Here is a 13097-nt window from a genome sequence, read left to right as displayed (position 1 = left end):
TCAGGATGTCCCCTGGCGCTCTTTTACACCCCTTCGGCGGCGCCCCTAAGCGCGTTCCCGCCGGGCGGCGCGCCGGGCGAAGCGTTCGGGGGCGACCAGCTCGGCCAGGTCGCGGGGGAGCGGCGAGGGCGCGCCGAGCGCCTCGGCCGCCACGTGCTCGGCCAGCAGCGGGGCCAGCGAGAAGCCGCGCGACCCGAAGCCGGTGAGCAGGAAGACGCCGTCGGCCGGACCGCGCCCGGCCACGGGCAGGCGGTCCGGCGTCGTGGCGCGGATCGAGGCGCGGCCGTCCAGCCTATGGCCGGCCAGGCGCGTGGCGAGGCCGGGCAGAGCGGCGGCCAGGGTCTCAAGATTGCGCGCATGGTCGGCCTCGCGCACCTCCGTCCCCTCGTCCTCGCGGTCGTGGGTGGCGCCGAACAGCACGCCGCCCGGCGTCGGCAGCACGTAGCCGCCCCAGGCCGCCGCGGCCGGGGCCTCGACGCCTTCGGCCCAGCTCGCCTGGCCACGCACGGCGGCGAGCGGCAGGCCGGGCGCGAGCCGCGCCGTCGCCAGCCCCGCCGCCAGGATCACCGCGTCGGCCCGCGCCAGCTCCGCGCCCGAGGCGTCGAGCAGCGCCCAGCCTTCGCCCGCGGGGCGCAGGGCGGCGACCTCGCCGCCGATCGTCGGCCCGGTCCAGGCCTGAAGGATCCGCGCCGGGGCGACCGCCAGGGCGGTCTCCTGCGCCAGGGCCGCCGGCGCGGCCTCGCCCAGCCGTTCGGCGGCGCCGGCCCCGTCCAGCAAGGCCAGGGCGCCAGGTTCGAACAGGTCCGAGGCCGCGATCTTGGCGAAGCGGGCTTCGTCGCGCGGGCTTTGGACGAGCTGCAGGACGCCACGGGCGACCACCGCCCCGGGCGCGGCCTCGAACAGCTCCACGGCGCGCCCGAAGGCGCGGGCGAAGAGCTCGGCCGGCGCGCCGAGGCCGGCGTCCAGTCTCGGCGTCACCAGGCCCGCCGGGTTGCCCGAGCCGCCCGCCCCCGGCCCCACGGCCTCGACCACCACCGCCTCGGCGCCCAGGGCCCGGACGGCCCGCGCGGCGGCCGCCCCGGCGATCCCAGCCCCGACGATGGCGACGCGGCGGACCGGTGAGGCCGGCGCCGGCTCGCCCGGCAGCCGCGCTTCCAGCCGCTCGCGCTTGCGCCCGAAGCCGGGCCGCTTGTCCACCGCGAAGCCGGCGCCGGCCAGGCCGCGGCGGACCGCCCCGGCCACCGTGAAGGTGGCGGCCCGCGCCCCCGGCGCCGAGCGCGCCGCCACCAGCCGGAGGATCTCCTCGCTCCACATCGCCGGGTTGAGCGCCGGCGAGAAGCCGTCGAGGAACCAGGCGTCGGCGGCGCCGTCCCAGCGGGCGAGCGCCTGGCCGACGTCCATCACCGCCAGGTCGAGGATGGCGCCGAGCTCGGGCAGCTCCACCCGGTGGAAGCCGCGCGCCCGCCCGGCCCAGTTGGCCACCAGCGGGCCGGCCGCCTCGGCGATCTCGGGCCAGCGGCCGAGCGCCCGCGCCGCCTCCTCGGCGGCGATCGGATGGGCCTCGATGGAGAAGATGTGCAGCTGGCCGCCCGCCGGCCGGGCGCGCCGCCACAGGTCGAGCAGGGCGGCGATGTTCAGGCCTGTGCCGAAGCCCAGCTCGCCGACCACGAAGCGCCGGCGGCCGGCCCAGGCGCCCGGCAGGCCGCAGCCCTCCAGGAACACCGCCCGTGTCTCGGCGAGGCCATCCTCGGTGGAGAAATAGACATCGCCATAGAGCCTCGAGCGCGGCTGGCCGTCCTCGCTCCAGTCGAGCGGGCTGGTCGTCCGGGTCGGGTCGGTCTCTTGGCTCATGGTCGAAAAGCAGAAGGGCCGCCTCGCGGGCGGCCCTTCACCTACTCCCGACGGGCGTCCGCGCCTACTTCTTCGCGGCTTCCGTCTTGGTCTCGGTGGTCGTCGTGGTCGTGGTGGTGTTGGTGGTCCCCGCGGCGGCGGGCTCGGCGCCGGCCTTGGAGGCGTCCTCGGCCGCGGCGGCCGCGGCGGCGGCGGCGCTCTGGGCCGCGTCGGCGGAGGCGGCGGCCTTGCCGGCCTCGGCGCTGGCGGCGTTGGCCGAGGCCTCGGTCTTGTCGGTCTTGCTGCAGGCGGCGACCGACAGGGCGGCCACGGCCGCGCCGGCCACGATCAGCGTGCGATGGAAGGTCATGGGCGTTGCGCTCCCCAGGTGTGACGTCGTCCGCGCCCCAGCGCGGTGGTGCGACTATGATCCCGAAACTGTTCCGGCGTCAGCCCGCTCACGCCTCGTTGGGCATGTTCGACAGGGCTTCTTCCAGCTCCAGGAAGGTGGGCTGCGCATCGCTCGGCACGCTGCCGCGGCCGATCTCCACCGAGATCTGGGCGGCGTTGCCGTGCAGGTGGGCGACCAGCACCGACTGGATGATCTTGTAGAAGGAGCCCTCCTCGTCGATGACCTCCTTCATGCGCGTGGCCATCGGCGCCACCAGGCCATAGGCCATGAACACGCCGAGGAAGGTGCCGACGAGGGCGCCGCCGATCATCTCGCCGAGGATCTCCGGCGGCTCGGTGATCGCGCCCATGGTCTTGATGACGCCCAGCACGGCGGCGACGATGCCCAGGGCGGGCAGGGCGTCGGCCATGCTCTGCAGGGCGTGGCTCGGGGCCTGCGCCTCGTGGTGGTGCTTCTCGAGCTGCTTCTCCATCGCATCCTCGACCTGGTGGGGATCCTCCAGGTTCATGGTCATCATCCGCAGGGTGTCGCAGATGAAGTCGATGGCGAAGTGGTCCTTCATGATGTTCGGGAACCGCGAGAAGATGGTGCTCTCGGTCGGGTTCTCGATGTGACTTTCCAGGGCGATCACGCCCTTGGACTTCATGGTCTTGGTCAGCAGGAAGAGCAGGGCCAGCAGGTCCTTGTAGTCCTGCGGCTTCCACTTCGGGCCCTTGAAGACCTTGCCCATGCCGCCGCCGGTCGCCTTGATGACGGTCATCGAGTTGCCGATCAGGAAGCTCGCGACCGCCGCGCCCAGGATGGCCATCAGCTCGTGCGGCGCGGCGTGCAGGATCACGCCGATGTTGCCACCGGAGATGATGAAGCTGCCGAACACCAGGGCGAACAGCAGCACGATGCCGATAATCTGGAACATGGACTCCCCCGAAAGGTGAGCCGAAGGATCGGTGTTAATGCTTAATGGCCGGTGAGCGGCCCTGACCGCCGTTGCGCGCACGCCGGGAGCGCCTTAAGCCCCAGGGCATGCCCAACGCCGCCGTCGCCTCCAGCGGATATCCGCAAGCGGGCCTGCCCAAGCGCGCCCTCGCCATCATCTTCGGCGTCTCGATCGCCACGGCCCTCGGCAATACGGGGCTGATCTCGGTCCTGCCGGCCATCGGCCGCTCGATCGGCATCCCCGATTATCTGGTCGTGGCGGTGTTCTCGCTCTCGGCGGTGCTCTGGGCGGTGATGTCGCCGTTCTGGGCCAAGGCCTCGGACAAGTACGGTCGCAAGCCGCTGATGATGCTCGGCCTCGCGGGCTTCATGGTCTCCATGGCCCTCTGCGGCGTGGTGGTCAGCGCCGGCCTTCGCCACATGGCGGCGCCGCTGGTGATCCTCGGCTTCTTCCTCCTGGCGCGGGCGCTGTTCGGCCTGTTCGGCTCGGCCTCCAACCCGGCCACCCAGGCCTATGTCGCCGACCACACCGGGCCCGAGGATCGGACGAGCTCCATGGCGGGCCTCGCCGGCGCGTTCGGCCTCGGTACGGTCATCGGCCCGTTCCTGGCCCCGCTGTTCATCTTCCCGGTCCTGGGCCTGGCCGGTCCGCTGTTCACCTTCTCCCTGATCGCCGCGGCCATGCTGTTCGTGGTCTGGCGCAAGCTGCCGGAAAGCCCGGTCAAGCCGCTCGCCGAGGCGCAGGAGCTGGCCCTGGATAGCGAGAAGGGCCCGCCGCTCTGGCGCGACCCGCGGGTCATCCCCTTCCTGGTGTTCGGCTTCGTGGTGGCGAGCTGCCAGACGGGCCAGCAGCAGACCCTCGGCTTCCTGATCATCGACAAGCTGGGCCTGTCGCCTATCGCCGCCCAGCGGCCGATCGCCATCGCCATGGCCTTCGGCGCCGTCGCGGGCCTCCTGGCCCAGTGGGGCATCATCCGGATGTTCGAGATGACGCCTCGCCAGCTCCTGCGCTGGGGCGCCGGCGCGGCGGCCGTGGGCAACCTCATGGTCGCCCTCTCCACCGACTACTGGACGGTGGTGGCCGGCTATGCGGTGGCCAGCCTCGGCTTCGGCTTCGCCCGGCCGGGCTTCACGGCGGGCTCCTCCCTGGCGGTGGACGCCAAGGACCAGGCGCGCGTCGCCGGCGGCATCGCGGCGGTCAACGGCATCAACGCCGTCCTCGCCCCGGCCTTCGTGCGGCTCTACGAGTTCAACCACGCCGCGCCGTTCGCCCTGAACCTGGTGCTGCTGGCGGGCCTTCTGATCTACGCCTTCGTCAACGGGCCCCTGCGCCGCAGCGACCCCGGGCCGGTCAACGGGACGGCGTCGACGATTGCGGGTCTTGAGAAGTCGGACGAGGCGGGCTGAGGGGCGGGCTGAGGGGCGAGCCGAGCCCCGGATCGGCCGGCTGCGAGGGCGCCATCAGCGACAGGGCCGACTGCGTCGCCTGGGCCTGGGCGCCGAGCTGCTGGACGAGCGCGGGCGTCAGGTAGCCGTCGGCCACCAGGCCTTCCTTCTTCTGCCAGGCGCGCAGGGCCGCGCGGGTCTTCAGGCCCACCAGCCCGTCCGGCGCGCCGGCGTCGTAGCCCAGCACCGCCAGGGCGCGCTGGGCGGTCATCCGCTCCGACAGCGACAGCGGCGTCTCCTGTGGCCAGGGCTTCACCAGCGGCCCCATGCCGGAGAACCGGTCAGCCAGCAGCCCGACGGCCAGGGCGTAGGCGAGGCTGTTGTTGTACTTGCGGATCGCGAAGTGGTTCGGGAACAGCAGGAAGGCCGGCCCGTTCGCGCCCGTCGGCGCCACGAGCTGGGCCTGGGCGTTCTGGTCGGCCTCGGTCCAGGGCAGGCCGTCGGCGCGCACCACGCCCTGCGTCGCCCACTGCGCGGGCGTCAGTTTGGGGCCTTCCGACAGGCTCCAGTCGAAGCCAGGCGGCACGATCACCTCGCGCGCCCAGCTCTGGCCGCGCACCCAGCCGCCCTTGGCCAGCAGGTTGGCCGCGGACGCCAGGGAATCGGCCGGCGAGTTCCAGATGTCCGGCTTGCCGTCGCCGTCGGCGTCCACGGCGGTCGACAGATAGCTCGATGGGATGAACTGGGTCTGGCCCATGGCCCCGGCCCACGAGCCCTTCAGCTGGGCTCGCGTCGCCTCGCCCGATTGGATGATCTTCAGCGCCGCGATCAGCTCGGTCTCGGCGAAGGTCCGGCGACGGCCCTGGGCGGCGAGCGTCGCCATGGAGCGGACCACGTCATAGTCGCCCTGAATCGCGCCGAAGCCCGATTCCATGGCCCACACCGCGATCAGGATTTCCCGCGGCACGCCATAGGTCTGCTCGATGGCGTCGAACTGGGCGATCTGGCTGCGCTTGGCGGCGCCCATCGCCGCCCGGCCGTCGGTGACCGTGCCCTTGATGTATTCGCTGAACGGCTTGGAGAACTCCGGCTGGCGGGCGTCGGCGCCGCCGACCCGCGGGTCGGGCCGCAGGCCGGCGAACTCGCGCTGCAGCACGTCGGGCGAGATGCCCGCCGCCACGGCGCGCGGGAAGAAATCCGCCGCCCAGGCGTCGAACACCATGTCGCCCGAGGCGGCCGGCGGGGTCACCGGGCTCACCGGCGCGGGCGGTGGCGGTTGGCTCGGCTGCGGCGCCGGGGTCGGCGGCGGAGCCACGGGACGGGCCGGCTGGCTGGCGCAGGCCGCGAGCAGGGCGACCACCAGGGTCGGCGAAAGGAGGCGACGAAGCATCACACCGAATCTAGTGAGCGCGGATTCGGGCCTCAATGCGGAAACCGGCGATTGTGGCTCCGCCTCAAAGCGGACCTCTCCGTTGACTCCGAAAGCGCCGACCCGTATATGCGCGCGCTCTGTTGGAGCCCGGCCATTCCTTGGAAGAGCCTGGCCCGTTAGCCTGAACCAGACGAAGCACGGACATGAAAGTCAGAAGCTCGCTCAAGTCGCTCAAGACGCGTCACCGCGACTGCAAGCTCGTGCGCCGCAAGGGCCGGGTGTACATCATCAACAAGACCGACCCGCGCTTTAAGGCGAAGCAGGGCTAAGCAGCCTCGCGAGGGTTCCGGAGATGCCCAAGGCGGTGCTCTGGGACTTCGGCAACGTCATCGTGCGCTGGGATCCGCGCACGCTCTATGCCAAGATTTTTCCCGACGCCTCCGAGCGTGACCGCTTCCTCGCCGAAGTGTGCACCATGGCCTGGCACGTGGAGACCGACCGCGGCGTCACCTTCGCGGACAATTGCGCGCGCCTCGCCGCCCAGCACCCTCACCACGCCGACGCCATCTGGGCCTGGCGTCACCGCTGGGAGGAGATGTTCTCCGGGACCATCCCCGAGACCGAGGCGGCCATCGAGGCCCTGCACGCGGCGGGCGTGCCGCAGTTCGGCCTCTCCAACATCAGCACTGAGACCCTCGACTCCACCCTGGCTATGAGCCCGGCCTTCGGCCGTCTGCAGGGCGTGGTGGCTTCCGGCCGCGAGGGGCTGATCAAGCCGCAGCCGGAGATCTTCCACCTGGCCTGCGAACGCTTCGGCTACGCGCCGCAGGATTTCCTGTTCGTCGACGACGGCGCCCACAACATCGCGGCGGCCAGCGCGCTCGGCTTCGATGTCCACCACTTCACCGACCCGGCGTCCCTGCGGCCGGCTCTCGAAGCCCGCAAGCTGCTCTAGCCGAAGCCGAGGGCGATCGCCCCGCCGGCGATCATCGCCGCGCCGGCCAGGCGCCGTGCGGTCACCCGCTCCTTCAGGACGGCCACCCCGATCACCGCCGCGAACAGGATCGAGGTCTCGCGCAGGGCGGAGACCTTGCCCATCGGCCCAAGGCTCATCGCCCAGATCACCACGCCGTAGGCGGTCACCGAGACCAGGGCGCCGCCCGCCGCGGTGGCGAGCCCGCGGTCCAGGCGGATGGCCGGCGGGGCGCGGCGGATCAGGGTGTAGACGATCGGCATGGGCGCCCCTTCGACCACCGCCTGCCAGGCGGCATAGCCGATGGCGTTGCCCGACCGGCGCACGCCGAGGCCGTCGACCACCATGTAGGCGGCGATGAAGGCGCCGGTGGCCAGGGCCGCCAGGGTCGAGCCGAGGTCCGGCCGTCCATGGCCGAAGGCGATGGCGACGATGCCGGTGGAGACGAGCAACACCCCCAACAGGCTCAGCGGCGCCAGGTGCTCGCCGGCGACCACCGCCGCGCCCAGGGTGACGAGCAGGGGCGCCGAGCCGCGGGCGATCGGATAGACGTGGGCGAGCTGGCCTGTGCGGTACGATCGCACCAGCACCAGGGCGTAGCCGATCTGCAGGCTCGCCGAGGAGAGGAGAAAGGGCCAGCTCGGTCCCGCCGGCAATCCGAAGGCGAGGCCGACGGGCAGGGCGAAGACGGCGCAGAAGGCGCACATCACGGCCATCGACCACAGCCGGTCCGGCGTGCTGCGCAGCATGGCGTTCCAGGAGGCGTGCAGCACCGCCGAGGCGAGCACGAGCCCGATCACCAGAGGCGGCATGAAGGGCCCTCCCCGAAGAGCCGGAGAGGTTGAGATAGGGCCGTTCGGCCGATCAGGTAACCCCGCCCTTCACCAGGTCGAAGAACTCCTGCCGGGTGCGGGGATCGTCCCGCACCTCGCCCAGGAGATGGCTGGTGGTCAGCCGGGAGCCCGGCGTGTTCACCCCGTGCATGGTCATGCAGCTATGCTCGGAGACGATCACCACCCCGACGCCCTTCGGCTTCAGGATGTCCTGGATCGCCTCGGCGATCTCGGCGGTCAGCTTCTCCTGGATCTGCAGGCGCCGCGCGAAGCCGTGCACCACCCGCGCCAGCTTCGAGATGCCGACCACCCGGTTGGACGGCAGGTAGGCGACGTAGGCCTTGCCGAGGAACGGCAGCATGTGATGCTCGCAAAAGCTCACCACCCGGATGTCGCTCAGCAGCACCAGTTCGTCGTAGCCGCCCACCTCGTCGAAGGTGCGCTCGAGGTAGGCGCGCGGATCGGTTTCGTAGCCGGCGAACAGCTCGCGATAGGCGCGCACCACCCGGCCCGGCGTGTCGCGCAGCCCCTCGCGGTCCGGATCGTCGCCGGCCCATTCGATGAGGGTGCGCACGGCGGCCTCGGCCTCGGCTTCGCTGGGCCGGCGCTTGGCGTCAGACATGGCTTCGGATCCCTCCGCGTCGATGGGTCTCAACGATTGTCCACCGGCGAAGGTTCAGACGGGCGGTGACAGCCGAGCGCCCCCCGACTAGAACGGGCCGAGCAAAAGTGGCATCCACTTTTGCGCCCGCGGCCCGTTCCGATTTTCGGGTCTCGAGCACGATTCAACGAGCAGGCGGTCGCCTGCTCGCATCGTGGTCGAGGGGTCGCGCGCTTCCGCAACTCCCCCGACTCGTAAGAGGCTCCGCGCCATGGCCGACGACAGCTCGAACATCGACGTTCTCAACTCCACCGCCCAGGCGCAGCTGAAGAGCATCATCGAGCGGATCGAGAACCTCGAAGCCGAGAAGGCCGAGGTGGCCGAGCAGATCAAGGAAGTCTTCGCCGAGGCCAAGGGCAACGGCTACGACGTCAAGACGCTCCGCAAGGTCGTCCGCCTGCGCAAGCAGGACCGCGCCAAGCGACAGGAGGAAGAGGCCCTGCTCGACCTCTATCTCTCCGCGCTCGGAGAGGTTTGAACCGCAAGCCGCCGGATCGGAAGGCGCAGGCCCAGCGGGCCGCGCTGGGCGCCCTCAAGCGCGCGCGGCGCATGGCCGAGAAGGCCGGCGTCCAGCTCTCCGAATGGGAGGGCGAGTTCCTCGACAGTGTCTCGGGCCGGGTGAAGACCTATGGCCGCGCCTTCGGCGATCCCGAGAAGGGCGCGCCGGGCGAGGCGCTGTCGGCCATGCAGGCCGTGAAGCTCAAGGAAATCGCCGCCAAGGCCAAGGGCGAGAAGAAGGAGCTGAAGCGCCGGCCGTTCCGCCGCAAGCGCGAGGGCTAATCGGCGCGCCTCGCCTTCTCGAGCTCCACGACGCCGAGCAGCTCCAGCGCCATGCCGACGCCGATCAGGAAGCCGAACAGGCCATCGTTCCGAAGCGCCGCCGGTCCCTCGTGGTGCAGGATCATGGCCGCCGTGATCAGCAGCAGGCCTATGGCCACCATCCAGCGCGCCCTGCGGTGCTTCATCGCCGTCTCCACTTCGGCAGCAAGGCGATCATGAGCCTGACTGCACGTCAAGCGTGTGTATCCCTCAAGGGCTCACCACCACCATGAACACCGCCTTGCGGGCGGCGGCCACCATCTGATCGTGGCTGGCCCCGGGGCTCACCGGCGCATAGTTCGACAGGTCCGGCAGCTCCTCGAGCATAGCGCGCACGTAGGAGGCCTTGAGCGCGTAGTTGATCATCTCCGGGGCGGGACCCTTATCGTCCTTGCCGAAGCCGATCAGCTTCCACTCGACGACGCCCACTACGGTGCCGTCCCAGGTGATGACCGGCCCGCCGGAATTGCCCTGCTGGATGGGGACCGAGATCTGGATCTCGCGCGGGTCGTCCTGGTAGCCGGCGGTGCTGCTGACCTGGCCGGCGGTCATCTTGATCTTCTGGCCGAGCGCGTCCGGGGCCGGATAGCCGAGCACGAAGACGCTGCGCCCCAGGCCCGGGGTGTGCGGCGCGAGCGGCAGGATGGTGAGCTTGCCGGGCCGCGCCGGCTTGTACTTGAGGATCGCCAGGTCGTTGGTGGCGTCCTCGGCGACGAGCTGCGCATCGCCCACCTTCTCGCCGTTGTCGTAGACCTCGATGGCGCTGCCGCCGTGGACCACGTGGCTGGCGGTGACCAGATAGCCCTTGTCGACGCCCCAGGCGGTGCCCACGGAGAGGCTGTCGCCGCGGCCTTCGTCGGCCGCCTCCGACGCCCGCGCCGAATTGCAGATGAGCTTGAGGTTGTTGGCGATGAAGCTGCCTGGCGTCGCCGGCTCCAGCTTCACCTTTTCCAGGGCGATCCGCTTGGCCGCCACGCGCACCTTGCGGGACAGGTAGAAGTCGCCGCCCAGGGCGCCCGAAGCGCCGGTGGAGCAGTCGATCGCCTCGGCCGCGATCACATAGCGCACGGGCAGGCCGCCCATCCAGACGGGCTCGGCGTAGTCGGTCCGCGTCAGGGCCAGCACGAGCCGGTCGTCGATCTTCATCACCTTGTCGAGGCGCAGATTGATGTGGAACGTCCGGTCTTTCGAGATCCCGAGGTCCGTCCAGGTCCCTTCGTCGGCGGCGTCCATGAACGCCTTGTCGCTCGGCGGGGAGGAGATGGCGCACACCGTCGACCAGATGCCCTCGGCGACCGAACCCGGCACGATCTCCTGCCAGGCGGACGACGAACCCGCCCCGCTGCCGGCATCGCCGCCGCGGGCGTCATGATGCACGAAGCTCCCCGTCGCGTAGCGGCGGCGGACGCAGTCGTCGAAACGCTCGGCGACCGTCTGGACGAAGGTCTTTCCCGTGCGCTCGTCGCGCATCGGCCGCTGCAGGGTCTCGCGCACCCAGGAGCGGGCGATGTCGCCGTTGCGGGTCACGGTGTCGAGGTCGACGTCGTAGCGGTCGCCGATGTTGCTCTTGGTGGCCGGCGCCCAGTCGGCCGCCGTGGCGTGCGGCGCCGTCAGGCCTGCCAGCATGCAGCCCGCCAGCATCTGGGCCGCCAGCACCCATCCCGTCTTGCGCATCCGATCCCCCGCCCCGACTGCAGACCGGCGACGGACGTCCGCCGCAACCCAGAGATTAAGGTCGCGCCAGCCTAACGGCCAAGTGGTTAAGCCGCTTCTTCCTCGCCGCCCTTCACCAGGCCTTCGAGCCCGTTCTCGCGGACCTTGCGATAGAGGGTGGAGCGGCCGATGCCGAGGCGGCGGGCCACCTCGCTCATGTGGCCGGCGTAGACCTCGATGGCGTGCTGAATGAGGTCGCGCTCGATCTCCTCCAGGGTCCGCAGGTGACCGCGCTCGTCGAGGATGCGCACCGGCGCCTCCATGGCGACGGGCATGGCAGCCATCATCTCCCCGGCGCTGGGCGGGGGCGCGGCGGGGCGCGCCGCGGGCTGGGCCAGGGCTTCCGGCGGCGGGGCGGCGATGCCGCTGATCGCCGGGAAGTCGTAGGGCTGCAGGTAGGGCGCGTCGGCCAGCACGATGGCGCGATAGACCGCGTTCTCGAGCTGACGGACGTTGCCGGGCCAGTCGTAGGCCGCCAGGCACACCATGGTCTCCGGCGCGGCGCCGACGACGCTCTTGCCTTCCTCGACGTTGAAGCGGCGGACGAAGTGGTCGACCAGGGCCGGGATGTCCTCCTTGCGCTCGCGCAGCGACGGCGCCTCCACGGGGAAGACGTTCAGGCGATAGAACAGGTCCTCGCGGAAGCGGCCCTCGGCTACGGCCTGCGACAGGTCGCGGTTGGTCGCCGAGACGATCCGCACGTCGACCTTGACCGAGCGCTTGGCGCCGATCGGGTCGATCTCGCTCTCCTGCAGGGCGCGCAGCAGCTTGACCTGGATGTCCAGCGGCAGTTCGCCGACCTCGTCGAGGAACAGGGTGCCGCCGTTGGCTTCCTGGAACTTGCCGAGGTGCTTCTCGTGGGCGCCGGTGAAGCTGCCCTTCTCGTGGCCGAACAGGATCGACTCCACGAGGTTCTCGGGGATGGCGCCGCAGTTCACCGCCACGAACGGCTTGCCGGCCCGGTCGGAGGAGCCGTGCACGGCGCGGGCGATGACTTCCTTGCCGACGCCGCTTTCGCCGGTGATCAGGATCGGGATCGAGGACTTGGCGGCCCGCTCGCCCATCCGCTTGACCATCAGCATGGCCGGCGAGGTTCCGATCAGGTCGTCGAAGGTGGTCCGGCCGCTGGCGTGCTTCTTCAGCCGGTCCACCTCGCCGCGCAGGTCGCCCATCGACAGGGCGTTGCGGATCGAGACGATGATCCGCTCCGGCGCGGCGGGCTTGACGAAGAAGTCCATGGCCCCGGCCTGCATGGCCTGGACGACGGTGTCGATGCCGCCGGTGGCGGTGACGACGATGACCGGCGTCGAGCAGCCGCGGGCGCGCAGCTCCTTCAGGGTGTCCATGCCCGAGGTGCCCGGCATCACCAGGTCGAGCAGGATCACGTCGGCCGCGCCGCCGGCGGCGAAGCGCTTGATCGCCTCGTCGCCGCTTTCGGCGTGCGCCACCGCGAAGCCCTCGCGCTCGAGGACAGCTTGGATCAGACGCCGTTGCGTCGGGTCGTCATCGACGACCAGGACCGTCTTGGACATAGCGAAAACACCCACATCGAACCGGGCCCCGCCTCGAACGGACGGGCCTCTTTGTGGCTCGATTTGATACAGCCCAGGGGTAAAGGCGGGGTTTCGGAAGCCTGAGTCAGGGGTTAACGCGGCGCGGGTTGTTCGGCCGGTTTCGCGGCTGGCGGGTAGGCGTGGGCGAGCGCCGGGTTCTCCGGCTGGCCGAAGACGGCGCAGCCCATCATCCGCGCCGTGCCCTTCAGGAACCCGCGCCGCTCCCAGCCGGCGAGGGCGGCGTCGACCATCTGCTTCTCCTTGCGGCCGGCCCCGGTGACGAACCGCACCACCCCGCCGTAGGGCAGCACCGATCGCACCCCGGCCATGACGAGATCGTTGTCCTTCCTCGCCTGGGGCGCATCGAGGTCCGGGCCGAGGGTGGCGTCGAGGGCGGCGATCTGGTCGAGCAGGGCCGGGCAGCTGACATCCGCCGGCAGGGCGTACGGGTTGGCCCGCGCCTCCTTCAGCAGCGGCGGCACGTCCGGCGCGATCAGGCCAAGGCCCCGCTGCTCGCCCGGGTGGACAGGGCCGGCCCAGGCGGCGGCCGGCGCCGCCGCGGCGGCGAGGAGAAGCGTCAGGGCCAGGCTTCGCATCGGGAGTCTCCGT

General features: G+C 71.1%; 15 protein-coding genes. 5 read left to right on the top strand and 10 right to left on the bottom strand.

Annotation, left to right across the window (positions count from 1 at the left end; genetic code table 11):
• Nucleotides 1–45 precede the first annotated feature (45 nt).
• From mnmD to motA, 3 genes are all read right to left on the bottom strand, one after another.
• On the bottom strand, nucleotides 46–1851 hold the full coding sequence (mnmD, locus tag DJ017_RS00950) for a tRNA (5-methylaminomethyl-2-thiouridine)(34)-methyltransferase MnmD (protein WP_111526948.1): 1806 nt from the start codon (nucleotides 1849–1851) through the stop codon (nucleotides 46–48).
• Nucleotides 1852–1915: 64 nt separating this feature from the next.
• Nucleotides 1916–2200, bottom strand: a complete 285-nt coding sequence (locus tag DJ017_RS00945; RefSeq protein WP_111526947.1) for a hypothetical protein — start codon at nucleotides 2198–2200, stop codon at nucleotides 1916–1918.
• Between the two features lie 88 nt (nucleotides 2201–2288).
• Nucleotides 2289–3158 (bottom strand): flagellar motor stator protein MotA, encoded by an 870-nt coding sequence (motA, locus tag DJ017_RS00940; RefSeq protein ID WP_111526946.1) that lies wholly within the window; start codon nucleotides 3156–3158, stop codon nucleotides 2289–2291.
• 107 nt (nucleotides 3159–3265) lie between these two features.
• Between motA and DJ017_RS00935 the strand changes: the two genes are divergently transcribed.
• Nucleotides 3266–4585 (top strand): MFS transporter, encoded by a 1320-nt coding sequence (locus DJ017_RS00935; protein ID WP_111526945.1) that lies wholly within the window; start codon nucleotides 3266–3268, stop codon nucleotides 4583–4585.
• Here DJ017_RS00935 and DJ017_RS00930 read toward each other — a convergent pair.
• Nucleotides 4530–5954 (bottom strand): lytic murein transglycosylase, encoded by a 1425-nt coding sequence (locus DJ017_RS00930; protein WP_111526944.1) that lies wholly within the window; start codon nucleotides 5952–5954, stop codon nucleotides 4530–4532. The genes DJ017_RS00935 and DJ017_RS00930 overlap by 56 nt on opposite strands.
• Before the next feature lie 185 nt (nucleotides 5955–6139).
• On the opposite strand from DJ017_RS00930, the gene ykgO reads away from it, so the two are divergent.
• Both ykgO and DJ017_RS00920 read left to right on the top strand, forming a co-directional pair.
• Nucleotides 6140–6265: a type B 50S ribosomal protein L36 gene (gene ykgO / locus DJ017_RS00925; protein ID WP_111513452.1), complete on the top strand. Its 126-nt coding sequence runs from the start codon at nucleotides 6140–6142 to the stop codon at nucleotides 6263–6265.
• Between the two features lie 23 nt (nucleotides 6266–6288).
• Nucleotides 6289–6891, top strand: coding sequence for an HAD family hydrolase (locus DJ017_RS00920; protein ID WP_111526943.1), 603 nt, complete (start codon nucleotides 6289–6291; stop codon nucleotides 6889–6891).
• On the opposite strand, the gene DJ017_RS00915 is transcribed toward DJ017_RS00920, so the two are convergent.
• Together DJ017_RS00915 and folE are read right to left on the bottom strand one after the other, a co-directional pair.
• Nucleotides 6888–7721, bottom strand: a complete 834-nt coding sequence (locus tag DJ017_RS00915) for an EamA family transporter (protein ID WP_111526942.1) — start codon at nucleotides 7719–7721, stop codon at nucleotides 6888–6890. The two genes, DJ017_RS00920 and DJ017_RS00915, sit on opposite strands and share 4 nt — an antisense overlap.
• Nucleotides 7722–7773: 52 nt before the next feature.
• The gene (folE, locus tag DJ017_RS00910) at nucleotides 7774–8364 is read right to left on the bottom strand and encodes a GTP cyclohydrolase I FolE (RefSeq protein ID WP_111526941.1); all 591 of its coding nucleotides are present in this window, start codon (nucleotides 8362–8364) and stop codon (nucleotides 7774–7776) included.
• A 250-nt stretch (nucleotides 8365–8614) separates the two neighbouring features.
• On the opposite strand from folE, the gene DJ017_RS00905 reads away from it, so the two are divergent.
• Nucleotides 8615–8881: a DUF2312 domain-containing protein gene (locus tag DJ017_RS00905; protein WP_111526940.1), complete on the top strand. Its 267-nt coding sequence runs from the start codon at nucleotides 8615–8617 to the stop codon at nucleotides 8879–8881.
• Nucleotides 8878–9183 carry a hypothetical protein gene (locus DJ017_RS00900; RefSeq protein WP_111526939.1) on the top strand — a complete coding sequence of 102 codons (306 nt, stop codon included), beginning with the start codon at nucleotides 8878–8880 and terminating at the stop codon, nucleotides 9181–9183. The genes DJ017_RS00905 and DJ017_RS00900 overlap by 4 nt, the downstream gene beginning before the upstream one ends.
• Here the strand turns inward: DJ017_RS00900 and DJ017_RS00895 are convergent.
• The 4 genes from DJ017_RS00895 to DJ017_RS00880 all read right to left on the bottom strand — a co-directional run bounded on the left by DJ017_RS00895 (nucleotide 9180) and on the right by DJ017_RS00880 (nucleotide 13084).
• Nucleotides 9180–9368 carry a hypothetical protein gene (locus tag DJ017_RS00895; RefSeq protein ID WP_111526938.1) on the bottom strand — a complete coding sequence of 63 codons (189 nt, stop codon included), beginning with the start codon at nucleotides 9366–9368 and terminating at the stop codon, nucleotides 9180–9182. The two genes, DJ017_RS00900 and DJ017_RS00895, sit on opposite strands and share 4 nt — an antisense overlap.
• Nucleotides 9369–9432: 64 nt before the next feature.
• Nucleotides 9433–10896: a S1 family peptidase gene (locus tag DJ017_RS00890; RefSeq protein WP_111526937.1), complete on the bottom strand. Its 1464-nt coding sequence runs from the start codon at nucleotides 10894–10896 to the stop codon at nucleotides 9433–9435.
• 86 nt (nucleotides 10897–10982) lie between these two features.
• On the bottom strand, nucleotides 10983–12467 hold the full coding sequence (locus DJ017_RS00885) for a sigma-54-dependent transcriptional regulator (protein WP_111526936.1): 1485 nt from the start codon (nucleotides 12465–12467) through the stop codon (nucleotides 10983–10985).
• Nucleotides 12468–12580: 113 nt separating this feature from the next.
• A complete protein-coding gene (locus DJ017_RS00880) occupies nucleotides 12581–13084 on the bottom strand; it encodes a hypothetical protein (protein WP_111526935.1) in 504 nt (167 codons plus the stop codon).
• Nucleotides 13085–13097 lie beyond the last annotated feature (13 nt).

Origin of the sequence: Phenylobacterium soli (genome assembly GCF_003254475.1) — a bacterium.
GTDB classification, from domain to species: Bacteria; Pseudomonadota; Alphaproteobacteria; order Caulobacterales; family Caulobacteraceae; genus Phenylobacterium; species Phenylobacterium soli.
The sequence above is the reverse complement of the archived record's forward strand: the minus strand, read 5'-3'. Positions and strand labels throughout refer to the sequence as shown.

What these genes read in the sequence shown, in the direction of transcription:
- mnmD (WP_111526948.1), bottom strand. Translation starts at nt 1,851, where the DNA reads ATGAGCCAAGAGACCGACCCGACCCGGACGACCAGCCCGCTCGACTGG.
- DJ017_RS00945 (WP_111526947.1), bottom strand. Translation starts at nt 2,200, where the DNA reads ATGACCTTCCATCGCACGCTGATCGTGGCCGGCGCGGCCGTGGCCGCC.
- motA (WP_111526946.1), bottom strand. Translation starts at nt 3,158, where the DNA reads ATGTTCCAGATTATCGGCATCGTGCTGCTGTTCGCCCTGGTGTTCGGC.
- DJ017_RS00935 (WP_111526945.1), top strand. Translation starts at nt 3,266, where the DNA reads ATGCCCAACGCCGCCGTCGCCTCCAGCGGATATCCGCAAGCGGGCCTG.
- DJ017_RS00930 (WP_111526944.1), bottom strand. Translation starts at nt 5,954, where the DNA reads ATGCTTCGTCGCCTCCTTTCGCCGACCCTGGTGGTCGCCCTGCTCGCG.
- ykgO (WP_111513452.1), top strand. Translation starts at nt 6,140, where the DNA reads ATGAAAGTCAGAAGCTCGCTCAAGTCGCTCAAGACGCGTCACCGCGAC.
- DJ017_RS00920 (WP_111526943.1), top strand. Translation starts at nt 6,289, where the DNA reads ATGCCCAAGGCGGTGCTCTGGGACTTCGGCAACGTCATCGTGCGCTGG.
- DJ017_RS00915 (WP_111526942.1), bottom strand. Translation starts at nt 7,721, where the DNA reads ATGCCGCCTCTGGTGATCGGGCTCGTGCTCGCCTCGGCGGTGCTGCAC.
- folE (WP_111526941.1), bottom strand. Translation starts at nt 8,364, where the DNA reads ATGTCTGACGCCAAGCGCCGGCCCAGCGAAGCCGAGGCCGAGGCCGCC.
- DJ017_RS00905 (WP_111526940.1), top strand. Translation starts at nt 8,615, where the DNA reads ATGGCCGACGACAGCTCGAACATCGACGTTCTCAACTCCACCGCCCAG.
- DJ017_RS00895 (WP_111526938.1), bottom strand. Translation starts at nt 9,368, where the DNA reads ATGAAGCACCGCAGGGCGCGCTGGATGGTGGCCATAGGCCTGCTGCTG.
- DJ017_RS00890 (WP_111526937.1), bottom strand. Translation starts at nt 10,896, where the DNA reads ATGCGCAAGACGGGATGGGTGCTGGCGGCCCAGATGCTGGCGGGCTGC.
- DJ017_RS00885 (WP_111526936.1), bottom strand. Translation starts at nt 12,467, where the DNA reads ATGTCCAAGACGGTCCTGGTCGTCGATGACGACCCGACGCAACGGCGT.
- DJ017_RS00880 (WP_111526935.1), bottom strand. Translation starts at nt 13,084, where the DNA reads ATGCGAAGCCTGGCCCTGACGCTTCTCCTCGCCGCCGCGGCGGCGCCG.